The sequence below is a fragment of the Serratia quinivorans genome, assembly GCF_946227985.1.
GTDB lineage: Bacteria > Pseudomonadota > Gammaproteobacteria > Enterobacterales > Enterobacteriaceae > Serratia > Serratia quinivorans_A.
In genome coordinates, this window is the sequence record NZ_CAMKGL010000011.1 from 144,906 (window position 1) to 159,724 (window position 14,819).

A 14,819-nucleotide genomic window follows, 5' to 3' on the forward strand; every position below is an offset into this window, starting at 1 on the left:
GATTAGCGGATATTGAATTGTAGTGCCGTTCTGTTGCTTAATCGTTGGCAACAGAGACAGGTTTATAAGAGATACGGCAATGAAAAAACAATTTATTCAAAAACAACAACAAATCAGCCTGGTTAAATCCTTTTTCTCCCGCCAGTTGGAACAACAGCTTGGCCTGATCGAAGTGCAGGCACCGATCCTCAGCCGTTTGGGCGACGGTACCCAGGACAACCTGTCCGGTAGCGAGAAAGCGGTACAGGTTAAGGTGAAAACCCTGCCGGACGCCACCTTCGAAGTGGTGCACTCGCTGGCCAAATGGAAGCGTAAAACGCTGGGTAGCTATGACTTTGGTGCTGGTGAAGGCCTGTATACCCATATGAAAGCACTGCGTCCGGACGAAGATCGTCTGAGCGCCATCCATTCTGTCTACGTTGATCAATGGGACTGGGAGCGGGTGATGGGCGATGGCGAACGCAGCCAGGATTACCTCGAAAGCACCGTGCGCAGCATTTATGCGGCGATTAAGGCTACCGAAGGGGAAGTGAGTCGCGAATATGGCTTAACGCCGTTCCTGCCGGAGCAAATCCATTTTGTGCACAGCGAAACCCTGCTGCAACGCTACCCTGAACTGGATGCCAAAGGCCGTGAGCGGGCGATTGCCAAAGAGCTGGGCGCGGTATTCCTGATGGGTATTGGTGGCAAATTGTCGCACGGCAAATCACACGATGTGCGTGCGCCGGATTATGATGACTGGACTACGCCGGCAGCTGAAGGGCTGGCCGGCCTGAACGGTGACATCCTGGTATGGAACCCGGTGCTGCAGGACGCCTTCGAACTTTCTTCTATGGGGATCCGCGTTGACGCCAGCGCGCTGAAACGCCAATTGGCACAGACCGGTGATGAAGATCGCCTGGCGCTGGAATGGCATCAGTCACTGCTGCGCGGCGAGATGCCACAAACCATCGGTGGCGGTATCGGTCAGTCGCGCCTGGTGATGCTATTGCTGCAACTGTCGCACATCGGGCAGGTACAGTGCGGCGTGTGGTCACCTCAGGTACGTGAGGCGGTAGAAGGGCTGCTGTAATACTCAGCGCCGCCAGCGGCGCATTAAGCGGCTTTTTAACCCGGTATCAAAGCGCCAGATATGATCGAAAATGCGCATGATACCGGGCTTGCCGTAGTTGGACATCGCCACTGCGTGGAAACGCTGCTGGTGGTTTTGCTGCTGTTGTTTAACCTTCTTTATTATCTCTTCCGGCAATCGCTGGGCAATAAAGTCAGAAATGATCACTGCGTCGGCGTCGAACCAGCCGCTTTCCGTCATTTTGCTCAACGTGGCATTCAGGCAGGCCGCCAGATCGGTACCGCCGCGAAAATGCTGGCCGAGAAAGCGCACCGCCTGCTCAATACCGCTGGCGGCAGTCAGTTCGTAATGTACGATCTGGTTGGCGAACAGCATGATGTAGCAGCGGCGGTTATCCGCCAGCGCAATGCGCAACAGCGCCAGACAGAAAGCCTTGGCGCACTGCTCGTTAAAACCGCCCATCGACCCTGAAGTATCCACACAGACAATAAACGGCCCGCGAGGTTGTTGATCCTGCTGCTGGTGAGTGACCTGGCGGATATGGATCTGTTCCTGCCAGACATCGCCCTGCAGACGATAACTCAATAGCCGTTTTTCCAGCAGGCGGCGGTAAAACTCAAATTCCAGCTCTTCAATGCCCAGCGTGACCAACTCGGGCGGCAGCAGGCGCAGAATATCGTCGCTCTGGTGAATGCCGCTGACCTCTTCCGGCAGCGTTGCCGGTACCTGCACCATTACGCGGAACGGTTCCGGCAACGCGTCCTGCTGTTGCACCGCCTTGGCCTGATAGCTGCGTCCCAACTGCTGCGCCAGCTTTTTCAGTTCTGGTTGCTGCTGCAAGAAATTACCGTATTCCACCAGCCGTTGATAATCACCCCGTTGCAGATGGCCTTTACTCATATCCCACAGCCGCCCGGCAGCGGTGTCGTTTTCCGACAGCAGCGGCTCCAGTGCACCACTCAGCGCCAGACGTTCCTGCAGCTCCGCCATCAGCTGTTCGCGTTCCTGTTCCAGCAATTGGTGATGCATCATGGTGGCCTGCAGCGTCAGGCTGATACGCCAGCGCTGCAGAAACAGGGTTTGGAAGCTGTCATCCAGTGGATGGTTGGGCAGATCGGCGGCGTCCACCAGTGAGCGCGCCTGCTCATAAAAGGGAGAAACCAGCTGCCGCAGCAGATCCAGGGTGTCATTAAGGTTATGGAAGAACTGGGTATTGTTCTCTAGCTGGCACTGTTGATAACGATAGAATTCCTGTGCCAGCGCGGGCGGCACCATGGCTTCATGCAGGCGTTCTTTCAGCTGTAGCTTCCAGCGCGGCAGGTCGCGATCCAGCGCCCGGCGGATCGCCGGAAACTTTTTGAAGAAAATCGACAGCTGCGGTGCCGCCAGCATGCCGATGATCATCTCCTCGATCAGCTCACCTTCGGTGATCGCCAGCAGCAGATCGAGAGTTTCCAGGCTGAGCATAATTACTGGCCGCGCATTTGCTGGTACTGCTGTTTGATTTGTTCCGCCACCTGCAGCAGGCTGGCCTCAATTTTTGCCAGCCTGGCGGCAGGGGTAAACAGGCAGGGCTGATGCTGACTGAATAACCGACGCTGCTCTGCCAGGCGCTGAGCCAACAGGTCCATTTCGTCCAGCATTGCCTGCGGCGTGCCGCTGGTTTGCTTGCCGGGCTGGGCCAGTAAAGAGGGCTGGCGGCTGACGTCCAGTACCGTCAGATACAGTTGCTCGTCAACCTCCAGGTCAATCTGCTGAGCAAAGCCAATGCCGTTCAGCTTGGCGCGTACGTCGCCGCCTTTTTGCAGCCAGTTTTCCAGCGCGCTGTTTTCAATACTCAGATGGTTGACCTGAATATCATGCAGTTGCAGCGGTTTTTGCAGCAGCAGGGTCAGGCTGCCGGTACCGAGCGGCGTTGCCAGGGCAAACTGGGGCTTTCTGCTGAACATGCCGCCCTTTTTTACCAATGTAATAGCGTGACTGTCGCTCTGCTGTTGTTGATGCTGTAGCCAGCGGGTATGGATTTGTTGCAGTTGGATCAGCAAGGTTTGCTGTTGATAGGCCGACTCGTTCAGCAACTGCTCAACTTGCTGTTGCAGTAGTTTCAGCGAGCTGAGGTCGTGCCACAGGCAGTCTTTCAGCAGCAGCAGATCGATTGGGGCCACGGCGTCGCGACCACTGAAGAAGGCACAGGCCTGCAACAGCCGCAGCGCTTTTTTCCAGCGACGGTCGGAAACGTACGGAGCACTTTCCAGTGCATCCAGCCGCTGGCGCAGTTGGAATATCAGTTCAAAGCAATTTTCAGGCAGTTTGATTTTGTCGATCTGCGGTTGCCACTGGTGATATTCCTCGTCACTGATGCTCAGTGCTTCGGGCACCGGGTTTTCATTCTCGTTCTGGCGGCTGACCAGCAGTGAACGGAAATTCTGTTTGTCCTGCACTTTATCCAACCACAGGCGTATCAACATGCGGTCATACAAGGCTTCCAGACTGTTGTCGGCTTCCGGCAGTTCGTTGGAGGCGGTGACCAACAGCCGCAGTGGGATCGGTTCTTCGTTATTACCGTTACGGAAACGGCGTTCGTTAATCGCCGTCAGCAGGGTATTGAGGATCGCCGGACCGGCTTTCCAGATTTCGTCCAGAAAGACGATTTCCGCCTCGGGCAGATAGCCGGCGGTCAGGCGCTGGTAGCGCCCTTCATCTTTTAAAGCCTGGATTGATAATGGGCCGAAGACTTCTTCCGGCGTTGAAAAGCGCGTCATTAGATATTCAAACGAGCGCGCGCTGCGAAAGGCGAATTTTAACCGACGGGCAATCAGGCTTTTGGCAATGCCCGGTGGGCCAAGCAGAAACACGCTTTCCCCGCTGAGCGCCGCCAGCAAACACAGGCGAATTGCTTCCTGCCGTTCATAAAGACCGCTCTCCAGCGCGCTGCTGAGGCGGGATATCCGTTCTGCCAGAAGTGATGATGGCGCCATATTATTATCGTGTTGTCCGAGAGTTAGCCAATCTTGGTGGATAATCCGATGATAAACCACCATTATTTTTAATGGTATAGCTTGTTGATTAGTAAAATCTTTCTATTATCAAAAGGGTGGCTGGTTCACATTTTGTTTATTTTTAAGGTCTGATATAAGGATAGGCAAGCAGTATAAATCGTGCATACTGTGCGCCTTTTAGTGGGCGTAACGGATCTTAGAGCCCGTATCTCTGGCTGATGCGGATGCATCGCTAACGGATGTTCTAATAAAGAAACGAATTATGAGCACAGAGCATAAACAGTCCTTATCGGCGGTAACCCTGGCGGCAATTGGGGTGGTTTACGGTGATATCGGCACCAGCCCTCTCTATACTCTCCGAGAGTGTTTCTCCGGCCATTACGGCTTCGATGTTCGTCCAGACGTGGTTTTCGGTTTTCTTTCGCTGATCTTCTGGATGTTAATCATCATTGTTTCCCTCAAGTACCTCACCTACGTCATGCGGGCGGACAACGCCGGTGAAGGGGGGATACTGACGCTGATGTCGCTGGCCGGGCGCCATACTTCGGCGCGGACAACGTCCATATTGGTGATCCTGGGTCTGATTGGCGGCAGCTTCTTCTATGGCGAGGTGGTGATCACCCCGGCGATATCGGTGATGTCGGCGATAGAGGGTTTGGAAATTGCCGCGCCGTCGCTTGATGGCTATATAGTCCCGCTGTCGATTCTGGTATTGACCCTGTTGTTCGCCATCCAAAAGCACGGCACCGGCAGCGTCGGCAAGCTGTTTGCGCCGGTCATGCTGCTGTGGTTTATCGTTCTGGCGGTGCTGGGGGCTCGTAGCATCATGGCCAACCCGGAGGTGCTGCAGGCGCTAAACCCGAAATGGGCGCTGAACTTCTTTATCGAATATAAGAAGGTTTCGTTCTTTGCCCTGGGTGCGGTAGTGCTGTCGATCACCGGCGTTGAGGCGCTGTACGCCGACATGGGTCACTTTGGCAAATTCCCTATTCGCCTGGCCTGGTTCACCGTGGTGCTGCCTTCGCTGGTGCTGAATTATTTCGGCCAGGGTGCTTTGCTGCTGAAAAATCCTGAGGCAATAAAAAACCCGTTCTTCCTGCTGGCACCGGACTGGGCGCTGATCCCGCTGTTGATTCTGGCGACGCTGGCTACGGTTATCGCCTCACAGGCGGTGATCTCCGGCGTGTTCTCGCTGACCCGCCAGGCGGTGCGTCTGGGATATCTGTCACCGATGCGCATCATCCATACTTCGGAGATGGAATCCGGTCAGATCTACATCCCGGTGATCAACTGGACGCTGTATATCGCGGTAGTGCTGGTGATTATTGGTTTCGAGCACTCCAGCAACCTGGCGGCGGCATACGGTATTGCGGTGACCGGTACCATGGTATTGACCAGTATCCTGGTGACCTCGGTGGCGATCAAAAATTGGCACTGGAACCGCTTCTTCGCCGTTGGCATTCTGGTTGTCTTGCTGATTATCGATGTGCCGATGTTCTCCGCCAACGCCTTGAAGCTGTTCTCTGGCGGTTGGTTGCCATTATTGCTGGCACTGGTGATGTTCATCATCATGACCACCTGGAAAAGCGAGCGTTTCCGGCTGCTGCGCCGCATGCACGAACACGGTAATTCCCTCGAAGCAATGATCGCCTCGCTGGAAAAATCACCGCCGGTACGGGTGCCGGGGACGGCGGTCTTTATGTCGCGTGCCATCAATGTGATCCCTTTTGCGCTGCTGCATAACCTTAAACACAATAAGGTACTGCATGAGCGAGTGGTGCTGTTGACGCTGCGCACTGAAGATGCGCCTTACGTCCACAACGTGCGGCGGGTGACCATCGAACAACTTTCGCCGACCTTCTGGCGGGTGGTGGCCAGCTACGGCTGGCGTGAAACGCCGAACGTGGAGGAAGTGTTCCACCGCTGTGGGTTGGAAGGGCTGCCATGCCGGATGACGGAAACCTCATTCTTTATGTCGCATGAGTCGTTAATCCTGACCAAGCGGCCGTGGTACCTGTTCCTGCGCGGCAAGCTGTTTATCGCACTGAGCCGAAACGCGCTGCGTGCGCCGGACCAGTTTGAGATCCCACCCAATAGGGTGATCGAGCTGGGAACCCAGGTCGAGATTTAACTTCCCCCTCAAGGGCTCAGCAACGGCTGGGCCCTTTCTGTTTATGTTCTCGGTAACTATGTTCTCGGTAACACCAGCGAAACGTTTCGATAGCGATCACATTTCTGCACTGTCCCAGTTGCCTTCTGTTGGCGTTTTTTTAAACTCCAGATACAAGCGAAACGTTTCGCTGGTGGAGTGAGAAGAAAAAATGAAAAAAGGCGTGCTGCTGAATGCTGATGTTTCTGCCGTGGTTTCCCGCCTCGGCCATACCGACCAGATCGCCATCTGTGATGCGGGGTTACCTATTCCGGCGGCAACGCAGCGTATCGATCTGGCGCTGACCCAGGGTGTGCCGACGTTTTTGCAGGTACTCGGGGTGGTGACACAGGAAATGCAGGTAGAGAGCGCCATTCTGGCGGAAGAGATAGTTAAACAAAATCCGCAGCTCCATCGTGCGTTGTTGGCTCAACTGACCGAACTTGGCCAACACCAGGGCAATACCATCAGCGTGAGCTATATCAGCCACAGTGCGTTCAAAGCGCAAACTGAACATAGCCGGGCAGTGATCCGCAGCGGGGAATGCTCGCCGTATGCGAATGTCATCCTCTGCGCCGGCGTAACTTTCTGAGGCATTTATGCAACCTTTACTGCAACTGAAAGGGATCGATAAAGCCTTTCCCGGCGTGAAGGCGCTTTCCGGCGCCGCACTCAGCGTTTATCCCGGTAAGGTGATGGCGCTGGTGGGAGAAAACGGTGCCGGGAAATCCACCATGATGAAAGTGCTGACCGGTATTTATAACAAAGACGCCGGCAGTCAGTATTTTCTCGGTAAAGAGGTGGCATTCAACGGGCCAAAGGATTCGCAAGAAGCGGGTATTGGCATTATCCATCAGGAACTGAACCTGATCCCACAGTTGACGATTGCGGAAAACATCTTCCTCGGGCGTGAGTTTGTTAACCGCATCGGCCGCATCGACTGGAAGCGCATGTATGCCGAAGCCGACAAACTGTTGGCGCGGTTGAACCTGAGTTACAGCAGCCACCGGCTGGTGGGCGAGCTGTCGATAGGCGATCAGCAGATGGTGGAAATCGCCAAGGTGCTGAGCTTCGAATCCAAAGTGATCATTATGGATGAACCGACCGATGCGCTAACTGACACTGAAACCGCCTCTTTATTTAAAGTGATCAACGAGCTGAAGGCTGAAGGGCGCGGCATTGTTTATATTTCGCATCGGCTGAAAGAGATCTTTGAAATTTGCGACGACGTCACGGTGTTTCGTGACGGGCAGTTCATTGCCGAGCGTCCGGTCAGCGAGCTGCAGGAAGATTCGCTGATAGAAATGATGGTTGGCCGCAAGCTGGAAGAACAGTACCCACGCCTGAATCTGCCGCGCGGCGAAAAGCGGCTGGAGGTCAACCAGGTTTCCGGCCCGGGTGTGGATGACGTCAGCTTTACCCTGTACCGCGGCGAAATACTAGGTGTGGCCGGGCTGATGGGCGCCGGGCGTACCGAACTGATGAAAATTCTCTACGGTGCCGCACCGCGCAAATCCGGTACCGTCAGCCTCGATGGCCGCCCGGTGGTTACCCATTCTCCGCAGGACGGTCTGGCGAACGGCATTGTGTATATCTCCGAGGACCGCAAGCGCGATGGCCTGGTGCTGGGGATGTCGGTGAAGGAAAACATGTCGCTGACGGCCCTGCGCTATTTCAGCCGTGCCGGTGGCAGCCTGAAACAGGCAGAAGAACAACAGGCCGTGGGCGACTTTATCCGTTTGTTCAACATCAAGACGCCGTCGATGGAACAGCCGATTGGCCTGCTCTCCGGCGGTAATCAACAGAAAGTGGCGATCGCCCGTGGTCTGATGACGCGGCCAAAGGTGCTGATCCTCGATGAGCCGACACGCGGTGTCGATGTCGGAGCCAAAAAAGAAATCTATCAGTTAATCAACCAGTTCAAGCAGGAAGGGCTGAGCATCATTCTGGTGTCTTCGGAAATGCCGGAGGTGCTGGGCATGAGCGACCGCATCCTGGTGATGCACGAAGGACACCTCAGCGGTGAGTTCCCGATTGAACAGGCCACCCAGGAAGCGTTGATGGCTGCGGCCGTTGGCAAGCAATACGGCGTAAAGCAGGAGTAATCAGATATGAGTTCCCAGAGTGCGGCAAAACGCTGGTTCAGTAAAGAGTGGCTGTTAGAGCAAAAATCACTGATTGCTCTGCTGGTGCTGATCGCCGTGGTCTCTTCAATGAGCCCGAATTTCTTCACTGTAAACAACCTGTTCAATATTCTGCAGCAAACCTCGGTGAACGCCATTATGGCGGTGGGGATGACGCTGGTGATCCTCACTTCCGGCATCGATTTGTCGGTGGGATCGCTGCTGGCGCTGACCGGTGCGGTGGCGGCGTCGATCGTCGGTTTTGAAGTTAACGCGGTGGTGGCCGTGGCGGCGGCGCTGGCATTGGGAGCGGCAGTCGGCGCCTGTACCGGGGTGATCGTAGCCAAAGGCAAGGTGCAGGCGTTTATCGCTACTTTGGTGATGATGCTGCTATTGCGCGGTGTCACCATGGTGTACACCAACGGCAGCCCGGTGAATACCGGCTTTACCGACGTGGCCGATACCTTCGGCTGGTTTGGCATCGGCCGTCCGCTGGGCGTTCCTACCCCAATCTGGATCATGGCGATCGTGTTTATCGCCGCCTGGTACATGCTGCACCATACCCGTCTGGGCCGTTATATTTATGCCCTGGGCGGTAACGAAGCGGCGACCCGACTGTCCGGCATCAGCGTCGATAAAGTGAAGATTATCGTTTATTCGCTTTGTGGACTGTTGGCAGCACTGGCGGGGGTGATCGAAGTCGCGCGCCTGTCTTCCGCGCAGCCAACCGCCGGTACCGGCTATGAATTGGACGCCATTGCCGCAGTGGTGCTGGGTGGTACCAGCCTGGCCGGTGGCAAGGGCCGCATTGTTGGCACGTTGATCGGGGCGCTGATCCTTGGCTTCCTGAACAACGGCCTGAATTTACTGGGTGTTTCTTCGTACTACCAAATGATCGTGAAGGCAGTGGTGATACTGCTGGCGGTTCTGGTAGAGAACAAAAGCAACAAATAACCTCCCCCTACAGGAATCACGATGATGAAAATGAAAAAACTGGCAATTCTGGCTGCAGCCTTCGCGCTGAGCGCCACCCTGAGTGCTAACGCGCTGGCTAAAGACACCATCGCGCTGGTGGTTTCTACCCTGAATAACCCGTTCTTTGTCTCAATGAAAGAGGGCGCACAGCAGGAAGCCAATAAGCTGGGTTACAACCTGGTGGTGCTGGACTCGCAAAATAACCCGGCGAAGGAACTGGCGAACGTACAGGATCTGATGGTGCAGGCACCCAAGTTGTTGCTGATTAACCCAACCGATTCCGATGCGGTCGGCAACGCCATCAAGATGGCCAACCAGGCCAAGATCCCGGTCATCACCCTGGACCGTGTGGCGAGTAAAGGTGAAGTGATCAGCCATATCGCTTCGGATAACCGCGTCGGCGGTAAAATGGCCGGTGACTTTATCGCTAAAAAAGTGGGCGCAGACGCTAAAGTGATCCAGCTGGAAGGGATCGCCGGTACCTCCGCCGCTCGTGAACGTGGCGAAGGCTTTAAACAGTCGTTGGATCAGAACAAATTCAAACTGCTGGCCAGCCAGCCGGCAGACTTCGACCGTACCAAAGGCCTGAACGTGATGCAGAACCTGCTGACTGCTCATCCGGACGTGCAGGCGGTGTTTGCCCAGAACGATGAAATGGCGCTGGGTGCACTGCGTGCGCTGCAAACCGCCGGTAAAACCGACGTGGTCGTGGTAGGCTTCGACGGGACTGCTGACGGCGTGAAAGCGGTTGAAGGCGGAAAACTGGCAGCGACCGTGGCACAGCGCCCGGATCAGATCGGCGTAATCGGCGTAGAAACGGCGGATAAAGTGTTGAAAGGCGAAAAAGTGCCTGCCACTATCCCGGTTGATCTCAAGCTGGTCACCAAATAACACTCTGTAGCACCAGCGCCATCAAAACGGGGCGTTTATGATGGCGCGCAATTCAGGAATCAATGCGATGGCAACAGGTAAGCTGGTGGTTTTGGGCAGTATCAATGCCGACCATATCCTCAATATTGAGCAGTTTCCCCGTCCGGGTGAAACGGTGATCGGGAAGCAGTATAAAGTGGCGTTTGGCGGTAAAGGCGCCAACCAGGCGGTGGCGGCAGGGCGCAGCGGCGCGGATATCGCTTTTATCGCCTGCGTAGGCGCTGATGACATCGGCGAACGCATTCGTCAGCAACTGGCTACCGATCGCATTGATACCCAACCGATAGAGGCGATTACCGAAAACACGACCGGCGTAGCGCTGATTTTTGTTAATGCTGAAGGCGAGAACGTGATCGGCATTGATGCCGGGGCCAATGCGGCAGTGACTCCTGACTATCTGGCTCGCTATCAGCAAAAAGTGATCGATGCTGACGCGCTGCTGATGCAGCTCGAGTCGCCGCTGGAGACGGTTATCGCCGCCGCCGGCCTGGCGAAACAGCATCAGACTCAGGTGATCCTCAATCCTGCGCCGGCACGTGAACTGCCGGACGAATTATTGGCAATGATCGATATGATTACGCCAAACGAAACCGAAGCCCAGCGTCTGACCGGCATTGCGGTCAACAATGATGATGACGCCGAGCGTGCCGCGCAGGCTTTGCATGATAAAGGCATTGCCACGGTGATTATCACCCTCGGCAGTCGTGGCGTTTGGCTGAGTGAAAACGGCAAGGGTAAGCTGGTGCCTGGCTTCAAGGTTAAAGCAGTAGACACCATCGCAGCCGGCGATACCTTCAACGGGGCACTGGTCACGGCGCTACTGGAAGGTAAGGTAATGGCAGATGCGGTACGATTTGCCCATGCGGCGGCGGCTATTGCGGTGACCCGTCCAGGCGCTCAACCTTCCGTACCCTGGCGCGAAGAGATCGACACCTTCTTGCTTCAGCAGGAGTAATTCCCTTGGCCACCATGAAAGACGTTGCCCGCCTGGCGGGCGTTTCAACCTCGACGGTCTCGCACGTCATTAATAATAATCGCTTTGTTAGCGACAGCGTGCGAGCCAAAGTCATGGCGGCCGTTGAACAACTGAACTATGCGCCTTCTGCGCTGGCGCGCAGCCTCAAACTAAACCAGACGCGTACCATCGGTATGCTGGTTACCTCCAGCAATAACCCGTTTTATGCCGAAGTCGTGCGTGGCGTTGAGCGCAGTTGCTATGAACGTGGCTACAGTTTGATCCTGTGCAATACCGAAGAAGATGCCGCACGCATGAATCGCAACATGGAGACGCTGCTGCAAAAACGCGTCGATGGTTTGCTGTTAATGTGTACCGAAAATCATCGGCCATCGCAGGACGCGCTAAGTCGCTATCCTTCGTTACCGATAGTCATGATGGATTGGGCGCCGTTCGAAGGGGCCAACGATATCATTCAGGATAACTCGCTGCTGGGCGGTGAGATGGCGACCGATCACCTGATCGCCCGTGGGTATCGCAAGATTGCCTGCATCGCCGGCCCGCAGGATAAAACTACCGCCCGCCATCGGTTGGAGGGCTACCGTCGAGCCATGCAGCGCGCTGGGTTGGCAGTCTTGCCGGGGTACGAGGTGCACTGCGATTTTGAGTTTGAAGGCGGCGTGGATGCCATGAAGCAACTGCTGGCGCTGGCTGAACCCCCGCATGCGGTATTCGCCGGTAACGATGCGGTAGCCGTAGGTGCCTATCAGGCGCTGTATCAGGCCGGATTGTCGGTACCGCAGGATATGGCGGTGATGGGCTACGATGATATAGAGCTAGCCAAATATTTGGCCCCACCGTTAAGCACCATTCACCAACCGAAAGATTCACTGGGAGAATTGGCGATTGATACGCTGATTAACCGCCTGCAGAACCCGGAACGCGCAGCCCAGGTTCTGGTGTTGACCCCTGAGCTGGTTGAGCGAGCCTCGGTCGGTTACCGTTAGCCTGCCGTTTTAACCGGTTTCTTCGGGTCCTGGCCGCTAATCAAGTTACGGCCGTCTTTTCTTCTCAGCAGCATAAACACAAACGCCGAGGCCACGGTGACAATCCCCATGGTAATAAAAGTGTAGTGGAAGTGATCGACCATGGTACCCAGCGACATGGTTTGATAGAAACGTAATACCGCTGCGCTGATCGCCACCCCGAAGCTGATGGAAAGCTGTTGAGTCACTGCCAGCACGCTGTTACCGGAGCTGGCATTGGCGTCATTCAAATCTGCCAGGCTGATGGTATTCATGGCGGTGAATTGCGTAGACATCGCCATCCCCAGCACGAACAACGGCAGGATCATCAGCCACAGCGGCATCCCCGGGCTTTGCAGCGCGAACTGGGCAATCAGCACGCCGATAATCATGGTGATACCCACCAGGGTTTTACGATAGCCGAACCAGCGCAGCACCTGAGTGACGGTGGATTTCGCCATCAATGAGCCGACCGCAGTCGGCGCCATCATGCAACCGGCAATGATCGCCGAGTAACCGAAACCCACCTGCAACATCAGTGGCATCAGGAAGGGGACACAGCCGGTTCCCAGGCGTGAGGCGACGTTACCGGCAATCCCTACCGAGAAGGTTCGGGTCTGGAACAGGTCCAGGCCAATCAGCGGTTGAGGGTGCCTGCGAGCATGGACGATATAGCCGAACAGCATCACTACACCACTGAGTAAAATACCCAGCGAGATATAGCTGGCCAGTACCTGCTCGCCAAACAGCTCAAGCCCGGTGGAAACCAGTACCAGGCTCAGCCCAAACAGCATAAAGCCCATAAAGTCGAAGCGCCGTTTGGGGGTGGTAAAGTCCGGCATATATTTACGCGCATAGAAGATGCCGAGCAGGCCAATCGGGATATTGATAAGGAATATCCAGTGCCAGGTGGCGTAGGTCACCAGCCAACCGCCCAGCATCGGCCCCATGATTGGCCCAACCAGCCCTGGCATGGTCACGAAGTTCAGCACCGGTAACAGTTCGCTGCGAGGATAGGCGCGCAGCAGAGCAAGACGCGCCACTGGCATCATCATCGCACCGCCGACACCCTGAATGACTCGTGAAGTTACCAACAGGCTTAACGTCGGAGAAAGCGCACACAGCAGCGAACCGAGAGTAAACAGAGAAACGGCGATGATAAACACCCGGCGGGTACCGAAGCGATCCGCCAGCCAGCCGCTGACCGGGATCAGCATCGCTACCGTCAGGGTATAGCTGATAACCGCTGACTGCATGGCCAACGGCGAACGCTCAAGACTTTGAGCAATCGCCGGCAATGCCGTATTGAGGATGGTGGCATCCAGTGCCTGCATAAAGAACGCCATGGCGGCGATCCAGGGTAGCCCTGCCATACTGCGCGCGGATTTGGTCATTGTGAGTCCCGGTTAACTGTCGTCTTCGTCCCTTTCATCTTCTTCTATATATAAGTAGGGGGCGTTAGTCTTTCTCTCTGAGCAAAATCTGGCAGGCGGCTAATGCCTCCGCGCTGTCACCGGCGAGTATCGCATCGACGATGGCCTGATGGTGCTGGAGCTTAATCACTTCGTTGCCGGTGATGGCGCGGAAGTAACTTTGATATACCGAACTGAACAGATTGGCAAATGAGGTCAGAAATGGGTTGCCGCTCGCTTCATAGATGAGCTGGTGGAATTGGGTATCCACCTGGATCCAGTGCTCTCGGTCGAACTGGATATGCAGAGCGCGCATTTCCGCCATCAATTCAGCCAGTCGTGCGGTTTGCTGATTGCTGGCATTGGCCGCCGCCAGTGAGCAGGCCTGAGGTTCCAGAGAAGTGCGCAATATAAGGAAGTGCTGCATGACCTGATCGAAGTTTTCCTTGGTCATCCACCAGGTCAGCAAATCCTGATCGAGAAAGTTCCACTGGCTTTGTGGCATCACCCGGGTCCCAATGCGTGGTCGGGGTAACAGCATACCTTTGGCTGCCAGCATCTTCACGGCTTCGCGTACCGCGGTACGGCTAACGCCGAACTGTTCGCCCAGCTCCATCTCCCCGGGCAGAATGCTGCCGGCCTGATAATCGCCAGCCAGAATTTGTTGGCCGAGTTTTTCTGCGAGTAGATAAGAAAGATTGCGCTGGGCGGCCTGTTGTTGAGCATTAAATTGCATGGCTGCGAGTCCTTACTGACATTGTTACTCTTATTTTACTCTACGGATCGCCAGCTTTTGTGGCTCTTTACCGGAAAAAGTGACGAAAACGCTGACTTGTGCAGCGCTTTGTTGAAATAATCCGCGCTTGAAAAGTTTTTTGCATTTAGGGGTTGCGGCCTTCTGAGAACTCCCTATAATGCGCCTCCACTGACCGGGAACAACGACTCCTCTAACGAGAACCAAGTCGCCCAGTCGGAAAGAGAAAAGCGAAATAAACGCTTGACTCTTCGGGTGAAAAGCGTAATATACGCCACCTCGAGATAGCGCGCTACGGCGGCTAACTCACTGCTCTTTAACAATTTATCAGACAATCTGTGTGGGCACTCCACAAGACGATATCCAGAACCTTCGGGTTCGAAAAAATATCAAGTCTTGAAGAGTGACCAAGCAATAAGTTGTTT

12 protein-coding genes are annotated in these 14,819 nt (G+C 55.3%); 8 read left to right on the forward strand and 4 right to left on the reverse strand.

Features of this window, described 5'->3' with window-relative positions:
• Positions 1–79 precede the first annotated feature (79 nt).
• Positions 80–1,072: an aspartate--ammonia ligase gene (gene asnA / locus OCH02_RS21485; protein WP_261152985.1), complete on the forward strand. Its 993-nt coding sequence runs from the start codon at positions 80–82 to the stop codon at positions 1,070–1,072.
• Between the two features lie 3 nt (positions 1,073–1,075).
• On the opposite strand, the gene viaA is transcribed toward asnA, so the two are convergent.
• A complete protein-coding gene (gene viaA, locus OCH02_RS21490) occupies positions 1,076–2,539 on the reverse strand; it encodes an ATPase RavA stimulator ViaA (RefSeq protein ID WP_135314546.1) in 1,464 nt (487 codons plus the stop codon).
• A gap of 2 nt (positions 2,540–2,541) precedes the next feature.
• Positions 2,542–4,050: an ATPase RavA gene (ravA, locus tag OCH02_RS21495; protein ID WP_261432871.1), complete on the reverse strand. Its 1,509-nt coding sequence runs from the start codon at positions 4,048–4,050 to the stop codon at positions 2,542–2,544.
• Positions 4,051–4,333: 283 nt separating this feature from the next.
• On the opposite strand from ravA, the gene kup reads away from it, so the two are divergent.
• The 7 genes from kup (at position 4,334) to rbsR (ending at position 12,210) form a co-directional block, all read left to right on the forward strand.
• The gene (kup, locus tag OCH02_RS21500) at positions 4,334–6,202 is read left to right on the forward strand and encodes a low affinity potassium transporter Kup (protein WP_153858531.1); all 1,869 of its coding nucleotides are present in this window, start codon (positions 4,334–4,336) and stop codon (positions 6,200–6,202) included.
• Positions 6,203–6,392: 190 nt separating this feature from the next.
• Positions 6,393–6,812: a D-ribose pyranase gene (gene rbsD, locus OCH02_RS21505; RefSeq protein WP_261132719.1), complete on the forward strand. Its 420-nt coding sequence runs from the start codon at positions 6,393–6,395 to the stop codon at positions 6,810–6,812.
• A gap of 7 nt (positions 6,813–6,819) precedes the next feature.
• A complete protein-coding gene (gene rbsA, locus OCH02_RS21510; protein WP_261432872.1) occupies positions 6,820–8,325 on the forward strand; it encodes a ribose ABC transporter ATP-binding protein RbsA in 1,506 nt (501 codons plus the stop codon).
• Positions 8,326–8,331: 6 nt separating this feature from the next.
• Entirely contained in the window at positions 8,332–9,297 is a 966-nt protein-coding gene (rbsC, locus tag OCH02_RS21515) for a ribose ABC transporter permease (RefSeq protein ID WP_012147567.1), read from the forward strand.
• A gap of 24 nt (positions 9,298–9,321) precedes the next feature.
• A complete protein-coding gene (gene rbsB, locus OCH02_RS21520) occupies positions 9,322–10,209 on the forward strand; it encodes a ribose ABC transporter substrate-binding protein RbsB (protein ID WP_261432884.1) in 888 nt (295 codons plus the stop codon).
• A 67-nt stretch (positions 10,210–10,276) separates the two neighbouring features.
• On the forward strand, positions 10,277–11,203 hold the full coding sequence (rbsK, locus tag OCH02_RS21525) for a ribokinase (RefSeq protein WP_261432873.1): 927 nt from the start codon (positions 10,277–10,279) through the stop codon (positions 11,201–11,203).
• 5 nt (positions 11,204–11,208) lie between these two features.
• Entirely contained in the window at positions 11,209–12,210 is a 1,002-nt protein-coding gene (gene rbsR / locus OCH02_RS21530) for a ribose operon transcriptional repressor RbsR (protein WP_261432875.1), read from the forward strand.
• Here rbsR and mdtD read toward each other — a convergent pair.
• Together mdtD and OCH02_RS21540 are read right to left on the reverse strand one after the other, a co-directional pair.
• Complete coding sequence (gene mdtD, locus OCH02_RS21535; protein WP_261432876.1) at positions 12,207–13,622, reverse strand: multidrug transporter subunit MdtD; 1,416 nt, start codon at positions 13,620–13,622, stop codon at positions 12,207–12,209. The two genes, rbsR and mdtD, sit on opposite strands and share 4 nt — an antisense overlap.
• Positions 13,623–13,686: 64 nt before the next feature.
• On the reverse strand, positions 13,687–14,376 hold the full coding sequence (locus OCH02_RS21540; RefSeq protein WP_261432877.1) for a FadR/GntR family transcriptional regulator: 690 nt from the start codon (positions 14,374–14,376) through the stop codon (positions 13,687–13,689).
• Positions 14,377–14,819 lie beyond the last annotated feature (443 nt).